Origin of the sequence: Mycobacterium branderi (assembly GCF_010728725.1) — a bacterium.
In the GTDB taxonomy this organism is placed as follows: domain Bacteria; phylum Actinomycetota; class Actinomycetes; order Mycobacteriales; family Mycobacteriaceae; genus Mycobacterium; species Mycobacterium branderi.
In genome coordinates this window covers 4,393,627-4,415,068 of the sequence record NZ_AP022606.1, presented here as the reverse complement: position 1 = coordinate 4,415,068, position 21,442 = coordinate 4,393,627, and the positions used below count along the sequence as shown (strand labels likewise).

Annotated in this window: 20 protein-coding genes; 13 read left to right on the top strand and 7 right to left on the bottom strand. The window is 66.6% G+C overall.

Annotated elements, in window-relative coordinates:
• Nucleotides 1–7: 7 nt before the first annotated feature.
• Nucleotides 8–658 carry an ATP-grasp domain-containing protein gene (locus G6N47_RS21305; protein ID WP_083134563.1) on the top strand — a complete coding sequence of 217 codons (651 nt, stop codon included), beginning with the start codon at nt 8–10 and terminating at the stop codon, nt 656–658.
• Here G6N47_RS21305 and G6N47_RS21300 read toward each other — a convergent pair.
• The 4 genes from G6N47_RS21300 to mptB are packed head-to-tail and all read right to left on the bottom strand — an operon-like array spanning nt 608 to nt 5,026.
• Entirely contained in the window at nt 608–1,564 is a 957-nt protein-coding gene (locus G6N47_RS21300; RefSeq protein ID WP_083134564.1) for a COX15/CtaA family protein, read from the bottom strand. The genes G6N47_RS21305 and G6N47_RS21300 overlap by 51 nt on opposite strands.
• A 59-nt stretch (nt 1,565–1,623) precedes the next feature.
• Nucleotides 1,624–2,400, bottom strand: a complete 777-nt coding sequence (locus tag G6N47_RS21295; RefSeq protein ID WP_083134565.1) for an ABC transporter permease — start codon at nt 2,398–2,400, stop codon at nt 1,624–1,626.
• Entirely contained in the window at nt 2,397–3,305 is a 909-nt protein-coding gene (locus tag G6N47_RS21290; protein ID WP_083134601.1) for an ABC transporter ATP-binding protein, read from the bottom strand. Before G6N47_RS21290 ends, G6N47_RS21295 begins: the two co-directional genes overlap by 4 nt.
• 20 nt (nt 3,306–3,325) lie before the next feature.
• Nucleotides 3,326–5,026: a polyprenol phosphomannose-dependent alpha 1,6 mannosyltransferase MptB gene (mptB, locus tag G6N47_RS21285; protein WP_083134566.1), complete on the bottom strand. Its 1,701-nt coding sequence runs from the start codon at nt 5,024–5,026 to the stop codon at nt 3,326–3,328.
• A 34-nt stretch (nt 5,027–5,060) separates the two neighbouring features.
• On the opposite strand from mptB, the gene G6N47_RS21280 reads away from it, so the two are divergent.
• Genes G6N47_RS21280 through zwf form a run of 8 tightly spaced genes read left to right on the top strand, consistent with a single transcriptional unit; the run spans nt 5,061 to nt 13,901 of the window.
• Nucleotides 5,061–5,861 carry a helix-turn-helix transcriptional regulator gene (locus tag G6N47_RS21280; RefSeq protein WP_083134567.1) on the top strand — a complete coding sequence of 267 codons (801 nt, stop codon included), beginning with the start codon at nt 5,061–5,063 and terminating at the stop codon, nt 5,859–5,861.
• Nucleotides 5,862–8,384, top strand: coding sequence for an intein-containing Fe-S cluster assembly protein SufB (sufB, locus tag G6N47_RS21275; protein WP_083134568.1), 2,523 nt, complete (start codon nt 5,862–5,864; stop codon nt 8,382–8,384). It begins immediately after the preceding gene.
• Entirely contained in the window at nt 8,384–9,565 is a 1,182-nt protein-coding gene (gene sufD / locus G6N47_RS21270; protein ID WP_083134569.1) for a Fe-S cluster assembly protein SufD, read from the top strand. Before sufB ends, sufD begins: the two co-directional genes overlap by 1 nt.
• Nucleotides 9,562–10,341 carry a Fe-S cluster assembly ATPase SufC gene (gene sufC / locus G6N47_RS21265; protein WP_083134570.1) on the top strand — a complete coding sequence of 260 codons (780 nt, stop codon included), beginning with the start codon at nt 9,562–9,564 and terminating at the stop codon, nt 10,339–10,341. The genes sufD and sufC overlap by 4 nt, the downstream gene beginning before the upstream one ends.
• Before the next feature lie 3 nt (nt 10,342–10,344).
• A complete protein-coding gene (locus G6N47_RS21260; RefSeq protein ID WP_083134571.1) occupies nt 10,345–11,586 on the top strand; it encodes a cysteine desulfurase in 1,242 nt (413 codons plus the stop codon).
• An 18-nt stretch (nt 11,587–11,604) separates the two neighbouring features.
• On the top strand, nt 11,605–12,060 hold the full coding sequence (sufU, locus tag G6N47_RS21255) for a Fe-S cluster assembly sulfur transfer protein SufU (protein ID WP_139799750.1): 456 nt from the start codon (nt 11,605–11,607) through the stop codon (nt 12,058–12,060).
• On the top strand, nt 12,035–12,382 hold the full coding sequence (locus G6N47_RS21250; RefSeq protein ID WP_139799744.1) for a metal-sulfur cluster assembly factor: 348 nt from the start codon (nt 12,035–12,037) through the stop codon (nt 12,380–12,382). The genes sufU and G6N47_RS21250 overlap by 26 nt, the downstream gene beginning before the upstream one ends.
• A 49-nt stretch (nt 12,383–12,431) precedes the next feature.
• On the top strand, nt 12,432–13,901 hold the full coding sequence (gene zwf / locus G6N47_RS21245; RefSeq protein ID WP_083134574.1) for a glucose-6-phosphate dehydrogenase: 1,470 nt from the start codon (nt 12,432–12,434) through the stop codon (nt 13,899–13,901).
• A 3-nt stretch (nt 13,902–13,904) separates the two neighbouring features.
• Here the strand turns inward: zwf and G6N47_RS21240 are convergent, their stop codons facing one another.
• Nucleotides 13,905–15,803, bottom strand: coding sequence for a glycoside hydrolase family 15 protein (locus G6N47_RS21240; protein ID WP_232080376.1), 1,899 nt, complete (start codon nt 15,801–15,803; stop codon nt 13,905–13,907).
• A 179-nt stretch (nt 15,804–15,982) separates the two neighbouring features.
• The gene (locus G6N47_RS21235; RefSeq protein WP_083134576.1) at nt 15,983–16,720 is read right to left on the bottom strand and encodes a FadR/GntR family transcriptional regulator; all 738 of its coding nucleotides are present in this window, start codon (nt 16,718–16,720) and stop codon (nt 15,983–15,985) included.
• Nucleotides 16,721–16,743: 23 nt separating this feature from the next.
• Here G6N47_RS21235 and G6N47_RS21230 point away from each other — a divergent pair, with 23 nt between their 5' ends.
• Together G6N47_RS21230 and G6N47_RS21225 are read left to right on the top strand one after the other, a co-directional pair.
• Complete coding sequence (locus G6N47_RS21230; RefSeq protein ID WP_197945486.1) at nt 16,744–18,231, top strand: carotenoid oxygenase family protein; 1,488 nt, start codon at nt 16,744–16,746, stop codon at nt 18,229–18,231.
• Nucleotides 18,231–19,376 (top strand): acyl-CoA dehydrogenase family protein, encoded by a 1,146-nt coding sequence (locus G6N47_RS21225; protein ID WP_083134577.1) that lies wholly within the window; start codon nt 18,231–18,233, stop codon nt 19,374–19,376. The genes G6N47_RS21230 and G6N47_RS21225 overlap by 1 nt, the downstream gene beginning before the upstream one ends.
• Nucleotides 19,377–19,398: 22 nt before the next feature.
• On the opposite strand, the gene G6N47_RS21220 is transcribed toward G6N47_RS21225, so the two are convergent.
• The gene (locus tag G6N47_RS21220; protein WP_139799745.1) at nt 19,399–20,151 is read right to left on the bottom strand and encodes a hypothetical protein; all 753 of its coding nucleotides are present in this window, start codon (nt 20,149–20,151) and stop codon (nt 19,399–19,401) included.
• A gap of 59 nt (nt 20,152–20,210) precedes the next feature.
• Here G6N47_RS21220 and G6N47_RS21215 point away from each other — a divergent pair, with 59 nt between their 5' ends.
• Complete coding sequence (locus G6N47_RS21215) at nt 20,211–21,023, top strand: MBL fold metallo-hydrolase (protein WP_083134578.1); 813 nt, start codon at nt 20,211–20,213, stop codon at nt 21,021–21,023.
• 41 nt (nt 21,024–21,064) lie between these two features.
• Complete coding sequence (gene trxA, locus G6N47_RS21210) at nt 21,065–21,430, top strand: thioredoxin (RefSeq protein WP_083134579.1); 366 nt, start codon at nt 21,065–21,067, stop codon at nt 21,428–21,430.
• The last annotated feature ends 12 nt before the right edge of the window (nt 21,431–21,442 follow it).

The following is a 21,442-nucleotide window of genomic DNA, read 5'->3' as shown; positions in this document are numbered from 1 at the left end:
AGCGCGCATGAAGTTGGCCCGGCCCGATATTCGCCATCCCCGCATCGTGCTGGCCGGATCGGGCGACGACGCCGGCCTGATCGCCGCCCTGCGCACGCGCGGATTGCACGCCCGGACGCTCCCCTGGGACGACCCCGACACGCTGCGGGCCGACCTGGTCATCCTGCGGGACGCTCCGGGCGACCGGGGTAAGGAGTTTCTGGCCTGGACCAGGCGGGTGACCAACCTGCTCAACGCCCCCGACGTCGTCGCCTGGAACAGCGATCGGAAGTACCTGCGCGCGCTCGAGCGCGCCGGGGTGCCGACGCAGCCGAAAGCCGAAAGCCCCGCCGCATTGGTCTTTTTCGGCGGCACGCAGTCATACGCATTCGGCCCGCGGGGACCGGTCGACGCCGACTTCGAGCTGTGGGACGTCGGGCATGCGGCGCTGCGGGCCGCCGCCGAACACGTGGGGATCGGCACCGACGAATTGCTGTACGCCCGCGCGGACGTCACCGATGACAGGCGGTTGACCACCCTGGATCTGGTCGCGCCGTCGCTGGGCTGGGAGCTGCTGGACGACGCCACGCGGCAGGACGCGCAGCGTCAGTTCGCGCTCTGCGTCGAGTCAGCCCTGGAGCGGCTCGGGTTGGGTCCGCTCTCGCATCGACGCCCATAGCGCGGCGGTGGCCGCGGTGCACAAGGCGGCGCCTGCGACGTGCACCGCCACCAGCGCGGGCGGCACGCCGGTGAAGAACTGCACGGTGCCGATCAGGCCCTGGCCGCAGACCAGCAGCACCAGCACACCCAGCCGCAGCAGCACGGCCCTGGGAGCGTGTACGGCCAGTAGCCCGAAACCCAGCCCGATCAACAGCGCCAGGTAGGCCACCAGCAGCGACGAATGCATGTGCACCAGCGTGGTGATCTCGACCTTGAGCCGCGGCACGATCCGCGTCGGGCTGGTGTCGCCGGCGTGTGGGCCGGCCGCCGTCACCAGCGTGCCGGTTACCAGCACGGCGGCCAGCGTGATCGCGCTGAGCAGGGTCAGCCCGCGCAGCGGCCTGACCACGGTCTGGCTGACCACGCCGTTGTCGGGTTCGCCGATCTTGACGTAGAGCAGCACGGCCAGCCACACCATCGTCATCGACGCCAGCAGATGGATGGCCACCGTCCACCACAGCAGGCCGGTGAGCACGGTGATGCCGCCGATCACCGCCTGCGCCACAGTCGAGGCGGGCATCAGCCAGGCATAGACCTGGACTTCTGTGCGGCGGCGCGCCCGGGTGACCGCGAGCACCGCCAGCGCCGCGGCGATCACCACGGCGAAGGTCACCATGCGGTTGCCGAACTCGACCGCCTGGTGGATTCGCGGCACTTCGGCGACGGCGACCGGGGTGAAGCTGCCCGGGAAGCACTGTGGCCAGGTGGGACAGCCCAGTCCGGACGCCGTGACGCGGACGATGGCGCCGGTGACGGCGATGCCGCCCTGGCTCAGGATGACCAGCGCCGCGATCGCCCGCTGCGCGCGCACGCTGGGCAGCGGCAGCAGATCCACCAGCCGCAGCAGCCAGCGGCCGACGGGCATGGTCGTGGTCGTCACGACCCGATCGTAAGCGACCGAGAACTACAAGCCGTAGTAGGTCGTCAGGTGAAGCGAAACCAGCGCAGCGCGGCCAATGCGCCCAGCGTGCCCCACGCTGCCAGCACGGCGACGCCGAACCAGTCGACCGACACGCTCATCGCCTGCGACAGCGCCTCGGTGAGCGCTCCGGACGGGGTGAGCCGCGCGGCCCACTTGACGGCGGTCGGCACCAGGCTGGTCTCCACGGTCAACGCGCCCAACCCGGCGAAGACGAACCACAGCAGATTGGCGACCGCCAGCACGATCTCGGCGCGCAAGGTGCCGCCCAGCAGCAGGCCCAGCGCGGCGAACCCGGCGGTGCCCAGTGCGATGATCACCGCCCCCAGCGCCAGCCCGGCAAGCCCGGGGCGCCATCCCAACCCAAAACCGATGGCCCCCAAGACGATTGCCTGCAGGAACACGACGGTGACGACGGCCAGCGATTTGCCCGCGATGATGCCCCAGATCGGCAGCGCGGTGGCGCCGAGCCGTTTGAGGGCGCCGTAACGGCGGTCGAACGCAACCGCGATCGCCTGGCCGGTGAACGCGGTGGAGATCACCGCCAGTGCCATGATCGCGGGCACAAAGGTGGCCGCGCGATTGTCGCCGAAGGAGCCCAGCGGCAGTAACGTCAGCCCGACCAGCAGCGTGATCGGGATGAACATGGTCAGCAGCAACTGCTCGCCGTTGCGCAGCAGTAGCTTCAGTTCGAGGCTGAACTGCGCGGCGAGCATCCGCGGCACCGCGCTGGGTCGCGGGTTGGGCGTGAAAGTTCCTGGGGGAAAAGGCGATTCGCTCATGATCGCAACTCCCGGCCGGTCAGATCCAAGAACACGTCCTCCAGGCTGCGTTGCTCGACGCGCATGTCGGTGGCCAGCACGTCGATTTGTGCGCACCACGCCGTCACCGTGGCCAGCACCTGCGGGTCGACGGGTCCTTCGACCAGGTACTCGCCGGGGGCCGGCTCGCTGGCTCGGTAGTTCTCCGGCAGGGCGGCGATCAGCAACGACAGGTCGAGCCGGGGAGGCGCGCTGAACCGCAGCTGGTCCTTGGCGCCACTGCGCATCAACTCGGTCGGCGTTCCGGCGGCGACGGCCGCCCCGTGGTCGATGATCACGAGCCGGTCCGCCAGTTCCTCGGCCTCCTTGAGCTGGTGCGTGGTCAGCACCACCGTGACGCCGTCGCGGCGCAGCGCGTCGATCAGCTCCCACACCAGCAACCGGGCGTGCGCGTCCATGCCCGCGGTTGGTTCGTCGAGGAACACCAGCTCGGGGCGGCCGACCAGCGCGCACGCCAGCGCCAGCCGCTGCTGCTGGCCGCCGGACAGCCGCCGGTAGGTGGTGCGGGCGGCCTCGGTAAGGCCCAGCGTGGTCAGCAGCCACTGCGGATCCAGCGGGTCGGCGGCATAGGAGGCCACCAGCTCGAGCATCTCGCCGGCACGGGCGGCCGGGTAGCCGCCGCCGCCCTGCAGCATCACCCCGATGCGTTCCCGCAGTCGGGCGTTGTCGGTGATCGGGTCCAGGCCCAGCACTTCGATAGTGCCGGCATCGGGCCGGACAAAGCCCTCGCACATTTCGACCGTCGTCGTCTTGCCGGCCCCGTTGGGGCCCAGCAGCGCAAAGACCTCGGCGGCATGTACCTCGAGGTCCAAGCCGTCCACGGCGGTCGTCGACCCGTACTGCTTGGATACCCCGCGCAACCGCACCGGGACGTTGGAGGCCGAGTTCACGGGGACTCAGCGTAAGCGCCGGGCACCGGCGCAGGCTGCCGGGTCTTCGTGTCGCTCAGCACATCCGGCGTCAGCGCGTCGTGAAGCAGTTCGGCGCCCTCGCTGCGCAATTGGCGCCACGGCAGGCGGGTGTAGGTCGCGGCGATGAGCAGCAAAACGATGATCGTGCTGGCGACGGTGGCATCGATGATCTGGAACAGCGCGAAGCGGTCGCCGTTGGCGGTCGGCCCGAAGACGCCGACGACGATCGTGACGCCGATGGCCGCGATCCGGAAGCCGGCCCGGGTGGCCCACGCTGCCAGCGGGATGATCGCCCACAACAAGTACCACGGCTGCACCACCGGGAACAGCAGCACCGTGACGCCGAGCGCGACGCCGAGCCCGCCGACCGGATGCAGTCGGCCGCGGAACACCGCCCACAGCAGCCAGCACACCATCACCGCGATGATCAGCACGCCGATACCGCGGGTCAGCGACAACACGGCAGTGGTGTGATCACCCAGGCCCAGCAGAATGCCCACCTGGCCGGTTCCCAGCGCGAGCAGCGTCGGGGGCGACATCCAGCTGCGGACCACGTTGGCGGTACCGAGGGTGAAGATCCAGCCGAAGCCCAGCCGGCTGGCCCAGCCGACCAGTGCCATCACGGCCAGCGCCAAGCTCGCCATCAGCCCGCCCGCCAGCAGCAAGCCCCGCAGGCTGCTGCCCCAGCGGCAGGCCAACGCCATGGTGACGAACCCCAGCGCCAAGAGCGACGGCAGCTTCACTTGCGAGGACAGCGTGATCAGGACCGCGCCGGCCAGCAGTTCGGCCAGCGGCACCCACTCCCGCCACCGGCTGCGATGTTCGGGAATCAGCCGCCGCGTGGAGTCCACGCCCCGCAGTGCGAATTCGGTGCCGGTGAGCATCAGCCCGAGCATCAGCGCTTCGTTGTGGATGCCGGCGACCAGATGCATGATCAGCAGCGGGTTGGCGGCGCCCAGCCATAGCGCGCTGACCTCGGCGACGCCGCAGCGCCGGGCCAGCCGCGGCGTTGCCCACACGATCAGGCCCACGCCGGCCAGCACGACCAATCGGTGACACAGCACCGCCGCGACGAGGTTTTCCCCGGTCAGCGCCGAAATCCCGCGTCCCACCCATAAGAACAGGGGCCCGTACGGGGCGGGTGTTTCGCGCCACAGGCTGGGCACCGACAGCGTGAACACGTGCCCCAGGCCCAGCCCGGGAGCCGGACCCACTCGATAAGGGTCGAGCCCCTCGCGGCAAATCTGGCTTTGCGCCAGATAGGAATAGACGTCCTTGCTGTACATCGGCGGCGCCACCAACAGCGGGATCGCCCACAGCAACAGGGTGCGGTCCAGCTCGCCGCGCGACATGCGCCGGTCGCCGAGCGCGAAACGTCCCAGCATCAGCCAGGCCAGCGCCATCATCACCGCGCCGGTGGTGGTCATCGTCAACGACACCGTCTGGATCCGCGACGGCAGGTTGAGTAGCCGGACCCCGAACGACGGGTCCTGGACCACCGGCCGCGCCCCGGCCCCCAGCGCGCCGATCGCCATCAGCACCGTGCCGGCGCCGCCGAACAGCCGGGTGCGTCGGACCGCGACCAGCTCGCTAGGGTCGAGCGGCGGCCCGACGGTCTGTTCGTCGCCATGCCAGCGGGCAATCGACGAACTCAGGTTGTGGTGGCGGGCAGCCATCAGTGCAGCGTAACCGCCGGGTGGGCGTGGCCGGCTGGACCGGTCGCCGGAATTGCGTCACACTGGTGTTGTGAAAATCCCGGCCCACGTCGACGGCGCGGACGCGCCGGCCATTGCTTCGACGCACGACGGCCACACCCGAAGCGCCGTCGTGCGCTTGCTGCTGGAGTCCGGGACCATCACAGCAGGGCAGATCGGCGACCGGCTCGGCCTGTCCGCGGCCGGGGTCCGACGCCACCTGGACGCCCTCATCGACGCCGGTGACGCCGAGTCGGTTCCCGCGGCGGCATGGCAGCAGGTGGGGCGGGGCCGTCCGGCGAAGCGGTACCGGCTGACGGCGGCCGGTCGCGCGAAGCTGGACCACAGCTACGACGACCTGGCGTCGGCGGCGATGCGTCAGCTGCGCGAGATCGGCGGCGAGGACGCGGTCCGCACCTTCGCCCGGCAGCGCATCGACGCGATCTTGTCCGGTGTCGAGGCGCCCAAGTCTGACACGGACACCGAGCTGGAAGCTGCCGCCGAGCGGGTTGCCGACGCGCTGACCAAAGCCGGGTATGTCGCCACCACCACGCGGGTCGACGGACCGATCCACGGCGTGCAGATCTGCCAGCACCACTGCCCGGTGTCGCATGTGGCCGAGGAGTTTCCGGAGTTGTGCGAAACCGAGCAGCAGGCCATGGCCGAGGTGCTTGGGACCCACGTGCAACGGCTGGCGACGATCGTCAACGGCGACTGCGCCTGCACCACGCACGTCCCGCTGAACCCCGAGAAGCTACCGACCCTTCGGCGCACAGCCCGCGTCGAAGCCACCACGAGCAAGCAAGGAGCGTCGTAGATGACGACCACCCCCGAGGTTCGCCCGATAGGTGAACCCCTGTCCCAGGAAGAGGCCATCGCTTCGCTGGGCCGGTACGGCTACGGCTGGGCCGACTCCGACATCGCCGGCGCAAGCGCGCAGCGTGGCCTGTCCGAGGCTGTGGTGCGCGACATTTCGGCCAAGAAGAACGAGCCGGAATGGATGCTGCAGAACCGGCTCAAGGCGCTGCGGATCTTCGAGCGCAAGCCGATGCCGAAGTGGGGCTCCAACCTCGAGGGCATCGACTTCGACAACATCAAGTACTTCGTGCGCTCCACCGAAAAGCAGGCGGCAACTTGGGATGATTTGCCAGAGGATATCAGGAATACTTACGACAAACTTGGAATTCCGGAAGCGGAAAAGCAAAGATTAGTTGCTGGAGTAGCGGCTCAGTATGAGTCAGAAGTTGTTTACCACCAGATCAGAGAGGATTTAGAGGCCCAAGGGGTCATATTCTTAGACACTGATACTGGTTTGCGGGAGTACCCAGATATTTTCAAGGAATATTTTGGAACTGTAATTCCGGCGGGCGATAATAAGTTTTCTGCATTGAATACGGCAGTATGGAGTGGCGGTTCCTTTATTTACGTGCCGCCGGGTGTGCACGTCGACATTCCGCTGCAGGCCTACTTCCGGATCAACACTGAGAACATGGGCCAATTCGAGCGAACCCTAATCATCGCCGACGAGGGCGCCTATGTGCACTACGTCGAGGGCTGCCTGCCGGCCGGTGAGCTGATTACCACCGCTGACGGCGACTTGCGACCGATCGAGTCGATCCGGGTCGGCGACTGCGTCCAGGGTCACGATGGGCGGCCGCATCGGGTGACAGCTGTGCAAATGCGCGACCTTAACGGCGAACTGTTCAGCTTCACGCCGATGTCGCCCGCCAACAAGTTCAGCGTGACGGCGGAGCATCCGCTGCTCGTTATTCCGCGCGATGAAGTCCTGGTACGACGTCAGCCCCGCAATGGTTGGCAGCCCGAGGTGAACAGCGCGAAGCTGAAATGTGCCGAACCGCGCTGGATTGCGGCTAAAGACGTCAACGAGGGCGACTTCTTGGTCTACCCGAAGCCGAAGCCGATCCCGCACAAGACGGTTCTGCCGCTTGAGTTCGCACGGCTGGCTGGTTACTACCTGGCCGAGGGTCACGCTTGTCTCACCAATCATGCTGAATCGCTTGTCTTCTCGTTTAACAGCAACGAGTTCGACTACGTCGAAGAGGTGCAGCAGGCGTGCAAGTCGTTGTACGAAACGACGGGCTCCGTGCTTATCGAAGAGCACAAGCATTCCGCACGGGTCCTCGTCTATACCAAGGCTGGATACGCGGCGATGCGTCAGCACGTCGGGTCCGGTTCGGCGAACAAGAAGCTGTCCGACACCCTGATGCGCCAGGACGAGACGTTTCTGCGCGAGCTTGTCGACGCCTATGTCAACGGCGATGGCAACGTCACGCGGCGTGGTGGTGCGCTGTGGAAGCGCGTACATACGACGTCGCGTATCTGGGCGTTCCAGCTGCAGTCGATCCTGGCACGGTTGGGTCACTACGCGACCGTCGAACTGCGTCGCCCCGCTGGTCCCGGCGTGATTATGGGCCGCAACGTTACTCGCAAGGACATCTATCAGGTGCAGTGGACCGAGGGCGGCCATGGACCGAAGCAAGCACGCGATTGCGGCGACTACTTCGCCGTGCCAATCAAGAGGCGGTCGGTGCGCGAGGCGCATGAGCCGGTGTACAACCTCGACGTCGAGAAGCCCGATAGCTATCTCGCGTATGGCTTTGCGGTGCACAACTGCACGGCCCCGATCTACAAGTCGGACTCGCTGCACTCGGCGGTGGTGGAGATCATCGTCAAACCGCATGCTCGCGTGCGTTACACCACGATCCAGAACTGGTCGAACAACGTCTACAACCTGGTCACCAAGCGTGCCCGCGCCGAAGCCGGCGCCACGATGGAGTGGATCGACGGCAACATCGGCTCCAAGGTCACGATGAAGTACCCGGCGGTCTGGATGACGGGCGAGCACGCCAAGGGCGAGGTGCTCTCAGTCGCGTTCGCCGGCGAGGGCCAGCACCAGGACACCGGCGCGAAGATGCTGCACCTGGCGCCGAACACGTCGAGCAACATCGTGTCCAAGTCGGTGGCCCGCGGCGGCGGCCGGGCGTCCTACCGCGGCCTGGTCCAGGTCAACAAGGGCGCACACGGATCGCGCTCCAGCGTGAAATGCGATGCGCTGCTGGTCGATACGGTCAGCCGCAGTGACACCTACCCGTATGTCGACATCCGCGAGGACGACGTCACGATGGGCCACGAGGCCACCGTGTCCAAGGTCAGCGAGAACCAGCTGTTCTACCTGATGAGCCGCGGCCTGACCGAGGACGAGGCGATGGCGATGGTGGTGCGCGGCTTCGTGGAGCCGATCGCCAAGGAACTGCCGATGGAATACGCCCTGGAGCTCAACCGGCTGATCGAGCTGCAGATGGAAGGCGCGGTCGGCTAGTGACGAATCTGACCGAAGCGGTCGAGGGTTCGGCCCTGACCGCAGCCAACAAGGGCGAGGTCTTCACCTCGTTCGACGTCGACGCCTTCGAGGTGCCGCACGGCCGCGATGAGATCTGGCGGTTCACCCCGCTGCGACGCCTGCGCGGTCTGCACGACGGGTCGGCGCCGGCCACCGGCATCGCCAAGGTCACCGTCGCCGAACGTCCCGGGGTAACCGTGGAAACGGTGCGGCGCGGCGACCAACGACTCGGCCAAGCCGGAGCGCCCGCCGACCGGGTTGCCGCGCAGGCGTTTTCGTCGTTCAACTCGGCCACTGTGGTTACCGTCAACGCCGCCGAGCCAGTGGACATCGCGATCGAGGGTCCCGGTGAGGGCGCAACCGCCTACGGCCACCTGCAGATCCGGGTGGAAGAACTCGCCGAAGCCGTCGTCGTCGTCGATCACCGCGGCAGCGGAACCTACGCCGACAACGTCGAATTCGTCGTCGGCGACGCCGCCCGGCTCACGGTGGTGTGGATCGCCGACTGGGCCGATGACGCCGTGCACGTCAGCATGCACCACGCCGCGTTGGGCAAGGACGCGGTGCTGCGGCACGTCGCCGTCACCCTGGGCGGTGAGCTGGTGCGGATGTCGGCCAATGTCCGATTCGCCGCGCCGGGTGGCGATGCCGAGCTTCTCGGCCTGTACTTCGCCGACGACGGCCAGCACCTCGAGTCCCGGCTGCTGGTCGACCACGCTCACCCGGACTGCAAGTCCAACGCGCTGTACAAGGGTGCGCTGCAAGGAGTTCCGGACTCGAACCTGCCCGACGCACACACCGTCTGGGTGGGCGACGTGCTGATTCGCGCCGAAGCCACCGGCACCGACACCTTCGAGGTGAACCGCAACCTGGTGCTCACCGACGGCGCGCGCGCCGACTCGGTGCCCAACCTCGAAATCGAGACCGGCGAAATCGTCGGCGCCGGACACGCCAGCGCCACCGGACGATTCGACGACGAGCAACTGTTCTACCTACGCTCCCGCGGCATCCCCGAAGAGCAGGCCCGCCGCTTGGTGGTTCGTGGTTTCTTCAACGAGATCATCGCCAAGATCGCAGTCCCCGAGGTGCGCGAGCGCCTGACCAACGCCATCGAACACGAACTGGCCATTTCAGAAAGAAACACAGCGAAGACATCATGACCACTCTGGAAATCAAAGACCTGCACGTCAGCGTAGAAAACCAGGCGGACGGCCAAGAGATCCCCATTCTCAACGGCGTCAACCTGACCGTGCGCTCCGGTGAGACCCACGCAGTGATGGGCCCCAACGGATCCGGCAAATCCACCCTGTCGTACGCGATCGCCGGGCACCCGAAGTACACGGTGACGTCCGGGTCTATCACCCTCGACGGCGAAAGCGTCCTGGACATGAGCGTCGACGAACGCGCCAGGGCCGGACTGTTTTTGGCGATGCAGTACCCCGTCGAGGTGCCGGGCGTGTCGATGTCGAACTTCCTGCGCAGCGCGGCCACCGCGGTACGCGGCGAGGCACCCAAGCTGCGGCACTGGGTCAAAGAGGTCAAGGCCGCGATGGAGGCCCTCGACATCGACCAGGCCTTCGCCGAACGCAGTGTCAACGAAGGCTTTTCCGGTGGTGAGAAGAAGCGTCACGAGATCTTGCAGCTCGGTCTGCTGAAGCCCAAGATCGCGATCCTTGACGAGACCGACTCCGGCCTGGACGTCGATGCCTTAAGGGTCGTGAGCGAGGGCGTCAACCGCTACGCCGAGGAAGTCCACGGCGGCATCCTGTTGATCACGCACTACACCCGCATCCTGCGCTACATCCATCCGCAATTCGTGCACGTGTTCGTCGGCGGCAAGATCATCGAGTCAGGCGGACCGGAGCTGGCCGACGAGCTTGAAGAGCAGGGATACGTGCGCTTCACCCAGACGCAAGCGGCGGCCACGGGGGCATAACAGGTGGCCCCACTCGACGTTGCTGCGATCCGCGCCGACTTCCCGATCCTCAAGCGCGTGATGCGGGGCGGAAAGCAGTTGGCCTACTTGGATTCCGGCGCCACCTCGCAGCGCCCGGTACAGGTTCTCGACGCCGAACGCGAGTTCCTGGTCACCTCCAACGGCGCGGTGCATCGCGGTGCCCACCAGCTGATGGAAGAGGCCACCGACGCCTACGAGCAGGGCCGCGCCGACATCGCGGCATTCGTCGGCGCGCACCCCGACGAGCTGGTGTTCACCAAGAATGCCACCGAGGCGCTCAACCTGTTGTCTTATACGTTGGGCGACAACCGCTTCGAGCATGCCGTCGGGCCGGGAGACGTCATCGTCACCACCGAGCTCGAACATCACGCCAACCTGGTGCCGTGGCAGGAACTGGCCCGGCGCACCGGCGCCACCTTGCGCTGGTACGGCGTGACTGACGACGGCCGTATCGATCTCGACTCCCTGCAACTGGACCAAAACGTCAAAGTGGTGGCCTTCAGCCATCATTCGAACGTCACCGGCGCGCGGGCGCCGGTGGCCGAACTGGTCGAGCGGGCTAAAGCGGTCGGTGCGCTGACCGTGCTGGACGCCTGCCAGTCGGTGCCGCACGAACCGGTCGACTTCCATGCGCTCGACGTCGACTTCGCCGCGTTTTCCGGCCATAAGATGCTGGGCCCCAACGGGATCGGTGTGCTCTACGGTCGCCGCGAGCTGCTCGCCGCGATGCCGCCGTTTCTGACCGGCGGGTCGATGATCGAGAACGTCGCGATGGAGGCGTCCACTTACGCGCCACCGCCTCAGCGCTTCGAGGCGGGCACCCCGATGACCTCGCAGGTCGTCGGATTGGCCGCGGCCGCACGCTATCTCGGCGACATCGGCATGGACGCTCTGGAAATCCACGAACGTCAGTTGACCGCTGCCGCGATCGAGGGTCTCTCCGGCATCGACGGCGTGCGGATCATCGGGCCGACCTCGATGGAGAATCGGGGATCACCGGTGTCGTTTGTTGTCGACGGCGTGCATGCGCACGACGTGGGCCAGGTGCTCGACGACGAGGGTGTCGCGGTGCGGGTCGGGCACCACTGCGCCCTGCCGCTGCACCGCCGCTTCGGGCTGGCCGCCACCGCGCGGGCGTCGTTCGGGGTGTACAACACGCTCGACGAGGTGGACCGGCTGGTGGCCGGTGTGCGGCGGGCACTGGAGTTCTTCGGGGGAGAGTGAGCAGTGCGCCTCGAGCAGATGTATCAGGACGTGATCCTGGATCACTACAAGCATCCGCAGCACCGGGGGCTGCGCGAGCCGTTCGGCGCCGAGGTGCACCACGTCAACCCGGTCTGCGGCGACGAGGTGACGCTGCGAGTGGCGCTGTCCGACGACGGTGAGCACATCGCCGACGTCTCGTACGACGGGCAGGGCTGCTCGATCAGCCAGGCCGCCACGTCGGTGCTCACCGAGCAGGTGATCGGCCAAAGCGTCGGCCAGGCGATCAAAACCGTCGCGGCGTTCACCGAGATGGTGTCCTCGCGTGGCAACGTGGAAGGTGACGAGGAGATCCTGGGCGACGGCGTCGCGTTCGCCGGGGTCGCCAAGTACCCGGCCCGGGTGAAATGCGCGCTGCTCGGTTGGATGGCGTTTAAAGACGCACTGGCTCAGGCCAGTGCAGAGGAGGTTGCAGATGACCGCCGCACCGGATAACGAGCTGCTCGCCGACATCGAGGAGGCGATGCGCGACGTCGTCGACCCCGAACTGGGCATCAACGTCGTCGACCTGGGACTGGTCTACGGCCTGAACCTGGAAGAGGGGGAGGAGGGCACCGTCGCGCTGATCGACATGACGCTGACGTCGCCGGCCTGCCCGCTGACCGACGTCATCGAAGACCAGTCGCGGACCGCGCTGATCGGCGCCGGTCTCGTCGACGAGCTGCGGATCAACTGGGTGTGGAACCCGCCGTGGGGCCCGGACAAGATCACCGACGACGGCCGCGACCAGCTGCGCGCGCTCGGCTTCACGGTCTGAACCGCCGTTTTCTCCTCGCCGCACACCCCGCGGTGGCTACGATCGGGCTGTGACCGATCCCGCAAAGGGCCGGGGGGCCAAGGAGACGGGCAAACGGGCAGAGCCTCATGTCGTCGTCTTGTTCGGTGCCACAGGCGATTTAGCGCGCCGTAAGCTGCTGCCCGGCCTTTACCACCTGTCCCGTTCGAACCTCGCTCCGGAAATCCGCATCGTCGGTACGTCGCTGGACGATCTCGACAACGACGGCTTTCGCACCCTGGCCGACAAGGCCTGCCGCGAGTTCGCCAGACGCAAAGCCAGCGACGACCAGTTGGAGCAATTCACCCAGAACTTGGTGTACGTGCCCCAAGACGCCGGCCCGGAAGGCCTCGCGAAAGCCGTGCGCGAGCAGCTCGAGACCCTCGGCGGTAACGCCCGGCTGCTGCACTATTTGAGCGTGCCGCCGTCGGCGGCAATGGCCGTACTAGAAACGCTCTACCAGGCGGATCTGGTAGAGCACTCCCGGGTGATCATGGAGAAGCCGTTCGGCACCGATTTGCAGAGCGCGCAAGAACTGAACGCGGCCATTCACAAGCGATTCGACGAAGAACGCATCTTCCGGATCGACCATTTCCTCGGCAAGGAGCCCGCGCAGAACATCCTCGCATTCCGCTTCGCTAACGGGTTGTTCGAACCGATCTGGAACCGGAATTTCATCGACCACATTCAAATCGACGTGCCGGAGAGACTCACCCTCGAGGGGCGCGCGAAGTTTTACGAATCGACGGGCGCCTTCCGGGACATGGTGGTCACTCACCTGTTCCAGATTCTGGCGTTCGTCGCGATGGAGCCACCTACCGCGCTGGCGCCCCTTGCAATCACCGACGAGAAGAACAAGGTATTCCGCTCGATGCGCCCACTGGATCCCGACCAGGTGGTGCGTGGACAGTACAAAGGCTATCGGGACGAACCCGGCGTTTCGCCGGAGTCGGACACCGAGACGTTCATCGCGCTCAAATGCGAAATCGACAACTGGCGCTGGGCGGGGGTGCCGTTCTATCTGCGCACCGGCAAGGCCATGGCGGAGGGACAGCGAATCATCTCGATCGCGTTCCACGAGCCGCCGAAGAGCATGTTCCCCCCGGGATCCGGTGTGGGACAACATGGTCCGGATCATTTGACGTTCGACCTGGCGGACGTGGCGAAGATGTCGCTGTCGTTCTACGGCAAGCGGCCCGGTCCGGGAATGAAGCTGGACAAGCTGAGCCTGCAGTTCGCCATGCAGGAGACCGGTCACGCCGAAGAGGTGCTCGAAGCCTACGAGCGACTCATCCTCGACGCCATGCACGGCGACCGGACCCTCTACACCACCGCAGAGGGCATCGAGCGCTTGTGGGAAGTATCCGAGCCGCTGCTGGAAGACCCGCCGCCGGTGCGCAGTTACGACCCGGGCTCGTGGGGACCCAACGCCATCCACCAGCTGATCGCGCCGCGGGCGTGGCGGCTGCCCTTCGAGCGCGTCTGGCGTGGCAAGGACTGAAAGCTAGTAAGCGAACTCGCCAGTGGACAACATGTCCTGCTCGGCGCGGATGATGTGCACGACGGCGTTGATCAGCGCCAGATGGGTGAACGCCTGCGGGAAGTTGCCCAGATGACGTCCGGTGCGAGTGTCGATTTCCTCCGCGTAGAGCTTGAGCGGACTGGCGAATGCCAGCAGGCGTTCGCATAGCTGCTTGGCCCGGGTCAGTTCGCCGATCTCCACCAATGCCGACACCAGCCAGAACGAGCAGATCGTGAACGTCCCCTCTTCGCCCACGAGCCCGTCGTCGGTCTCCTCAACCTTGTACCGCAATACCAATCCGTCGACGGTCAGTTCGTCGGCGATCGCGAGCACGGTCGCACGCACCCGCGGGTCCTCCGGCGGCAAGAAACGAAGCAGCGGAATCATCAACGCCGACGCGTCGAGCGCGGGATCACCGTAGCGCTGCGTGAACACTCCACGTTCGTCGACGCCGTGGGCCAGCACGTCCGCCTTGATTTCGTCGGCGATGCTGCTCCACTTTGTGGCATATTCCTTTTCGTTGTGCATCGCGGCCAATTTCGCGCCGCGGTCGAGTGCGGCCCAGCAGAACACCTTGGAGGACACGAAGTGCTGCGGCTCGCCCCGCACTTCCCAGATCCCGCGGTCGGGCAGCCGCCAGTTTTCAATCGCTTCTTCGACCTGTCGCTTCAGGATGGGCCACAGCCGTTCCGGCACGTGTGCGCGGGGCCGCACATGCAGATACACCGAGTCGAGCATGGTGCCCCAGACGTCGTGCTGGCGCTGGTTGTAGGCGCCGTTGCCGATCCGCACCGGTCGCGCGCCGTCGTATCCGGACAGGTGCGGCAGCTCCTCCTCCGTGAGCGTCTTCTCGCCGCCCACTCCGTACATCACCTGAAGCGTCTGCGCGTTGCCGTCCTCGTCGACCGCGGCGTCCGACAGGAAATGGAAGAAGTTGTTGGCTTCCCGGTCCAGGCCAAGCGAATGCAAACCCCACAAGGCAAACGTCGAATCGCGCACCCAGGCGTAGCGATAATCCCAATTCCGTACGCCTCCAGGCGTTTCCGGCAGCGACGTGGTTGACGCCGCCATCAGCGCGCCGGTGGGCGCATAGGTCAGGCCCTTCAACGCCAGCGCGCTCTGCTGCAGATAACCGCGCCATGGGTGATCGGGAAACTTGCCGATGGTGATCCACTGCCGCCAGCATTCGGAGGTCTGCCACATCTTCTTGGCCGCTTCCTCCTGGGTTCGCGGCGCCGGCAGCGGCGACCACGACAGCGCGACGAAAGCCTCGTCGCCCTCGACCATCCGGGTACGGGCATTGGCCTCCGGCCCTTCGATGCCCAGTCGCAGGTTCGTGGTCAGTTTGAGCGTCGGGTAGGAATCGCCGTCGCCGCCGGCGCAGGTCGCCGTCGCCTCCTCGTAAACCTGCCCGGTGTAGGCCCATTTGGCTTCGTTGCGGTGATAGCCGAAGGCCGGTTCGCAACTCACCTCGACTTCCACCGTGCCGCTTACGCACTTGATCACCCGCAGCAGGATGTGCTCGGCATCCCAGTCGGTCGGCGCGCGCCGATGCGTCTTCGAGCGCTTGTCGGTGTTGTGCCACGCGCCCATGACCAGCGCGTCGTGGACGGTCAGCCAGCCGGTCTCGGTCTGCCACGTCGTCTCGACGATCAGTCCGCCGGGCCGGTAGACCCGCAGCGACGGGACGTTTTGGCCATACGGGCCAACGCGGAAATGCCCGGCACTGCGGTCGAGGATGGCGCCGAAGACGCTCGGTGAATCCGGGCGCGGCAGGCACATCCACTCCACCGCGCCGTTCGGGGCGATCAGACAGGTGTTCTCGCAATCGGATAGGAACGCGTACTCGTCGATCGGCGGGAACGGACTGCGGGTCGACATGACGACGTCGAGTGCGCCCGGCTCGTCGTTCGGTTGCAAGCGGACGTGTTTCTTGTCGGCCTTTGGGTGCTTCGGCGCCGACTTCGTGGTGCTGCCCATCTGCACATCATCGTCCGCCGAGCCTGGCCTGTCTGCGGATTCGTGCGTCTGACCAGCACAGACTGTTGGGCACAGGTCTATTAACGCCAGGGCAGGTCGCTGTTTTCGCCGCGCCAGCGCGACGGCGGGATCATCGGCGCGCCAAGCAGTCCGGACGCCTCGACGTGCTTGAGAGCGGCGTCGAGATGCCGGCGCATTCGGTGTTCGGCACGACGCGGGTCGTGGTCGCTGATCGCTTTGGCGATCGCGCGATGCGACTTGGCGGCTTCGTCGCGGTCGAATTGGGTGATGTCCTGCTCGGCGGCCGCCCACCGGACAGCCTGCTCGACAGCCGCCAAAACCGTTGTCAGCAAAGGATTTCCGCTTGCCTGTACCAGCAGTTCGTGAAATTCGTGATAGCCGGTGCCGTCGCGGGCGATGCCGCGATCGGCGACGGCGGCGAGCGCGCCTCGTTCGTCGGCGGAGGCGTACTCGGCGACGTGTGCCGCGGCGGCCGGCTCGAGCATCTTGCGGAATGCCAGCAGGTCACCCCACGTCGCACCGGTGAGGGTGAGCAGCTGCACCAGTGAACGGGCGACCCGCTCGGGTTCGGGGTGGCGGATACGCACTCCGCTGCGGCCCTGACTGGTCGTGGTGAGACCCTCGGCGTCGAGCAGCCGCAGAGCCATGCGGACGGTCTCGCGGCTGGCGCCCAGCTGGCTGACCAGCTCGGCTTCCGGCGGCAGGCAGTCGCCGGGGGTCAGCTCGCCGGACAGAATCCGGCGACGCAGGGTGGCGGCTACCAGGTCGGGCGCGCGGGAAGCCTTGGCTGTGGTCACGCAACTTAGTATACTAAGTCGCCATGGTCATGGTGCCCGATGTCGCGGTGTTGCGCGGCGCGTTTCGGCCGATGCGGTTCGAGGCGACCGTCGAAGACTGTGTGGTGACCTTCGGCGAGATCCCCTCCGAATTGTGCGGCGGCTTCTACCGCGTGGGCCCGACGTTCAAACGGCCGACCAAACAGGGCGGCAATGGCCTGCTGGCAATGGACGGCATGGTGCAGGGCCTGACGTTCGAGGGCGGGCGCGCCGACTTCCGCAACCGCTGGATCCGCACACCCAAGTACCTGCTGGAAGACCGGCACGGGCGCGGAATGTTCTGCTGGACTGACGGGGAGTGGACCGACTGGCGCAACATCGGCTTCGGTGCGGCGGTGTCCAACGAGTATACGCGCGGAATTCCTCAGGGCACCAACAACATCAACTGCTTTCCGTTCGGCGGCGAAATCCTCGCGTCGGGCGAGCAGGGCAGCCCGCCCGTCGCGCTGGACCCGATCTCGCTGGAAACCCGGGGGATCGTGCCGTGGTCGCCGCAGTTGTCCCGCGGCATCTTCGACCCGGCCGGCTATGGCGATGCGGCGTTCACCGCACACCCGAAGTGGGACAACGGCACCTTGTATGGCTGGGCCTACAGCAACCGCAAACCGTATGTCACCGTGCACGTGGTGCACCCTGACGGCGCGGTCGCCTCACGCGAACTGTGGGATGCGCCGTATTCCTCGGAGGTCCACGACATGTGGCTCACCCCGCAGTGGATGGTGTTGCCGTTCCAGGGATTCGTCTTCGACCCAGACCGGATCGAGCGTGGTCTGCCGGTCCACGGGTGGAACCCGGAACTGCCGACCATCCTGGCGCTGGTGCCCCGCGACGACGTCGAGTACGGCGAAATCCACTGGATCATAGCGGAAATCGAGCCGCAGTACATGATGCACACGCTGGCCGCGGACGTCACCGAGAACACGCTGACCCTGGACGCACCGATCTTCGAGCGGCCGCCGTTTCCGCTCGACATCGACCGCTTCGAGGGCAAGGACGTCGCGTTGTTCTTCAACCTGGCGCGCAGCACGCTCGGCCGCTGGACGGTGGACTTGTCCACCGGCAGCGTGAAATCCGAGCTGCTCGACGACCGCCCCTGCGAGCTGCCCAAGGTCGACGAACGCTTCTACGGGCGCGGGCACCGCTGGGGTTACCTGATCGGCGGCGACGCCAAGGGCAACGGCATGCGCATGCACAGCCTGGTGGTGCGCGACTTGCACACCGGCGACGAGCAGGAGTACCGGCTGCGCCACGACCGCCCGGCGGTCGTGATGGAGCCTACTTTTGTGCCCCGTACACCCGACGCGCCGGAAGGCGACGGCTATTTGATGGTGCCGGTGTCGCGGTGGACCGAAAACCTCGGCGAATACGTCATTTTCGACACCGACGACATCACCGCCGGACCCGTGTGCCGCATCGAGATCCCGTTTTTGCTGGGCTTCACCCCACACGGACACTGGATGGACTTCCGTTGATGCTCAACGCCTTCGAAGAAGCCGAGTTACGCGCGTCGGTGCACGGCATCGTCGCCGGCTTCGGCAACGACTACTTCACCCACTGCAGCGAGACTCTGCAGCATCCCACCGAGCTGTGGGACGCGCTGGCCGCCGGCGGATTCGTCGGCGTGAACCTGCCCGAAGAATACGGCGGCGGCGGAATGGGGCTGTCCGCCATGAACATGGTCGCCGAGGAAGCTGCCGCCGCGGGCTGTCCGCAGATCATGCTGATGATCTCGCCGGGCATCGTCGGCAGTCTCCTGGCGCGGCACGCCACCGACGAGCAGAAGCGAGCGTGGCTGGCGCCGATGGCCGCCGGAACGCTGAAGATCGCGTTCGCAATCACCGAACCCGACGCGGGCTCCAACTCGCATCAGCTCGCCACCACCGCGCGCCGCGACGGCGACAAGTACTACATCAGCGGACAGAAGACCTTCATCACCGCCGCCGACCAGGCCGACGCCCTGCTGGTCGTCACCCGCACCGGCACCGATGCGCGTGGTCGTGCGCAGCTGTCGCTGTTCCTGGTCGACCGCGATACGCCCGGCATCGACATGCACCGCATCCCAATGACTTTCGAGATCACCGACAAGTCGTTCACGGTGTTCTTCGACAACGTGGCGGTCCCGGCGGACCGGCTCGTCGGCGGCGAAGGCAACGGGCTGCGCGTCGCGTTCGACGGCATGAACCCCGAACGGGTGATCATCGCGGCGATCTGCAACGGCGTCAGCCGCTACGCGCTGGACAAGGCGGTCACCTACGCCCGCGAGCGGCGGGTGTGGCAGGTGCCGATCGGCGCGCATCAGGGCGTGGCACATCCGTTGGCCGAAGCCAAGATTGCGCTGGAGTCGGCCCGGCTGATGACCCGGCACGCCGCCGAGAGCTACGACGCCGGAACCGACGCTGGGGAGGCCAGCAACATGGCCAAATTCCTGGCCGCCGACGCGGCGATCCGCTGCGTCGACGCGGCCATCGAGGTGCACGGCGGCAGCGGGTTCACCCGCGAGGTCGCGTTGTCCAACATGTACGAGTTCGTCCGCCTGTTCAAGACCGTGCCGATCACCCGCGAGATGATCCTCAACCACATCGCCCAGCACAGCCTCGGGTTGCCGAAGTCGTATTGACCGCGAAACGGACGGTCAATCGCTAGTGGTGATGGTGCGGCAGGCGGGGGATGTGGAAGTGGTGGTGGGGCCCACCCATCGCCGGGCACGGTTCGAGGTCGATGCTGTCCGCGTGCAACACGCCGCCGTCCCTAGTGCCTTGCGCTGCTAGACACTTACCGTTCTGGATCGCTTGCGCATCGGTGACCGCATGCTTTTGGTAGGTGGTCGAGTCGGTGACGTTGACGTCGGTGTGCGTGGTCTTGCCCGCGGCGTCGGTGCTGTCGACGCCGATGGTGTTGCCCGTAACCGTTTTGACCGTCCCGGACATACCGGTGGCCGGCTCGCCGGGCGGTGGTGGTGGGCAGTTACCGCCTTCCGATGGGCTGATGGTCACTGACTGCGCGGCCTGTGCAGTGGGCTCGACGTCGACACAGCTGCCCGGGGTGACGTCGGCCAGCTGCGCAGGACCCAGCTCGGTGATCGTCGTCGTCGGTGTGAAGTCGACTCTCGCCGCGGTCCGATCACGCTGCGTGAGCTCGATCGTGTCGCCAGACACCGCTTTAACCATGCCTTCGACGTGATCGTGACCGATGGGAGGCGGGGGCTTGGACGCCGAAGGTGTCGCGCTTGCCGTCGCGCTCGACGAGGTGCTGGATTTGGCTGCGGTTCCGTTCTCGGAGCCGCCGCATGCGGCGACGGCCAGAGTCGTGGCACCGGCCACCGCGACAAGCGCGAGGGTGAGTCGATGTTTGGGCACGGCGGTGAACCCCACTGCACCAGTGGACCCCGTCATGCTGGCAATCGGCTATGAAGCCGCTGTGAGGGTCGAATCCGCGTGAATAGAGTAGTGCCATGTTCTGGCTGTGCCGGACCTGCGGTGTGGAGCATGCGACCGCATCGGAGCTCTGCGCGATCTGCGCCGACGAGCGGCAGTGGGTGCCCCGCGAAGGTCAGCAGTGGGCGACGCTGGAGGAGCTTGCCGCCGAGGGGATGCGTTCCGAGGTCACCGTGATCGAGGACGGCTTGGTGGGTATCGGCAGCTCGCCGGCATTGGGTATCGGCCAAGTGGGAAAGCTGGTGTGCACCAAGGGCGGCAACGTGTTGTGGGATCCGTCGGGTTTTGTCGACGACGCCGCAATCGCCGCCGTGACAGAACACGGCCCGGTCGTCGGGATCGTCGCCAGCCATCCGCACATGTACGGCGCGCAAGTGGAGTGGAGTCACCGGCTCGGCGGTGTGCCGGTGTACGTCAACGCCGCCGACGCCGAGTGGGTGATGCGCCCCGATCCGGTGATCCGGCACTGGTCGGACACGCTGGAGCTGACGCCGTCGCTGTCGGTGGTCCGCGTCGGCGGTCATTTCCCCGGCAGTGCGGTCGCCTGCTGGAGCGACGGCGCCGACGGCCGCGGCGTGCTGCTGGTCGGCGACACCGTCTTCCCCAACCCTGACCGGCGCACGGTCGGCTTCCTGCGCAGCTACCCCAACCGGCTGCCGCTGTCGGCGGCGGTGGTGCTGCGGATGGCCGACACGCTGGCCGAGCTGCGGTTCGACCGCATCTACGGTCTGTTCACCAATGCGATCGACAGCGACGGCCAGGCCGCGGTCCGGCGATCGGCGGCGCGGCACGCCGCGTGGGTCCGCGGCGACTACGACTACCTGACCTGACCCCCCGGAACACCAAAGCGGCTCGCGACGTTGGGCAAAGGGTGACTACTCGAGACCTCACTGCAGAAGAGTTCAACGACACCATCAACGGCAACGACATCGTTCTCGTCGACTTCTGGGCGTCCTGGTGCGGCCCGTGCCGGGCGTTTGCGCCGACGTTCGCGGCGTCGTCGGACAAACACCCCGACGTCGTCTTCGCCAAGGTCGACACCGAGGCCGAGCAGCAGCTCGCCGCGGCTGCCGACATCCGGTCCATCCCCACATTGATGGCGTTCAAGAAGGGCAAGCTGGTGTTCAACCAGCCTGGCGCGCTGCCGCCGGCCGCGCTGGAAGAACTGGTGCAAAAGGTGAAGGACTTCGACATCGACGCCGCGATCGCCGCGCAGGAGGTCGACGGTCAGTCCTGACCCGTTACCTTC

Excerpts from the sequence above, each read along its gene's own strand:
- G6N47_RS21305 (WP_083134563.1), top strand. The coding sequence starts at position 8 with ATGAAGTTGGCCCGGCCCGATATTCGCCATCCCCGCATCGTGCTGGCC.
- G6N47_RS21300 (WP_083134564.1), bottom strand. The coding sequence starts at position 1,564 with ATGCCCGTCGGCCGCTGGCTGCTGCGGCTGGTGGATCTGCTGCCGCTG.
- G6N47_RS21295 (WP_083134565.1), bottom strand. The coding sequence starts at position 2,400 with ATGAGCGAATCGCCTTTTCCCCCAGGAACTTTCACGCCCAACCCGCGA.
- mptB (WP_083134566.1), bottom strand. The coding sequence starts at position 5,026 with ATGGCTGCCCGCCACCACAACCTGAGTTCGTCGATTGCCCGCTGGCAT.
- sufB (WP_083134568.1), top strand. The coding sequence starts at position 5,862 with ATGACGACCACCCCCGAGGTTCGCCCGATAGGTGAACCCCTGTCCCAG.
- sufC (WP_083134570.1), top strand. The coding sequence starts at position 9,562 with ATGACCACTCTGGAAATCAAAGACCTGCACGTCAGCGTAGAAAACCAG.
- sufU (WP_139799750.1), top strand. The coding sequence starts at position 11,605 with ATGTATCAGGACGTGATCCTGGATCACTACAAGCATCCGCAGCACCGG.
- G6N47_RS21240 (WP_232080376.1), bottom strand. The coding sequence starts at position 15,803 with ATGTCGACCCGCAGTCCGTTCCCGCCGATCGACGAGTACGCGTTCCTA.
- G6N47_RS21230 (WP_197945486.1), top strand. The coding sequence starts at position 16,744 with ATGGTCATGGTGCCCGATGTCGCGGTGTTGCGCGGCGCGTTTCGGCCG.
- G6N47_RS21225 (WP_083134577.1), top strand. The coding sequence starts at position 18,231 with ATGCTCAACGCCTTCGAAGAAGCCGAGTTACGCGCGTCGGTGCACGGC.
- G6N47_RS21220 (WP_139799745.1), bottom strand. The coding sequence starts at position 20,151 with ATGACGGGGTCCACTGGTGCAGTGGGGTTCACCGCCGTGCCCAAACAT.
- G6N47_RS21215 (WP_083134578.1), top strand. The coding sequence starts at position 20,211 with ATGTTCTGGCTGTGCCGGACCTGCGGTGTGGAGCATGCGACCGCATCG.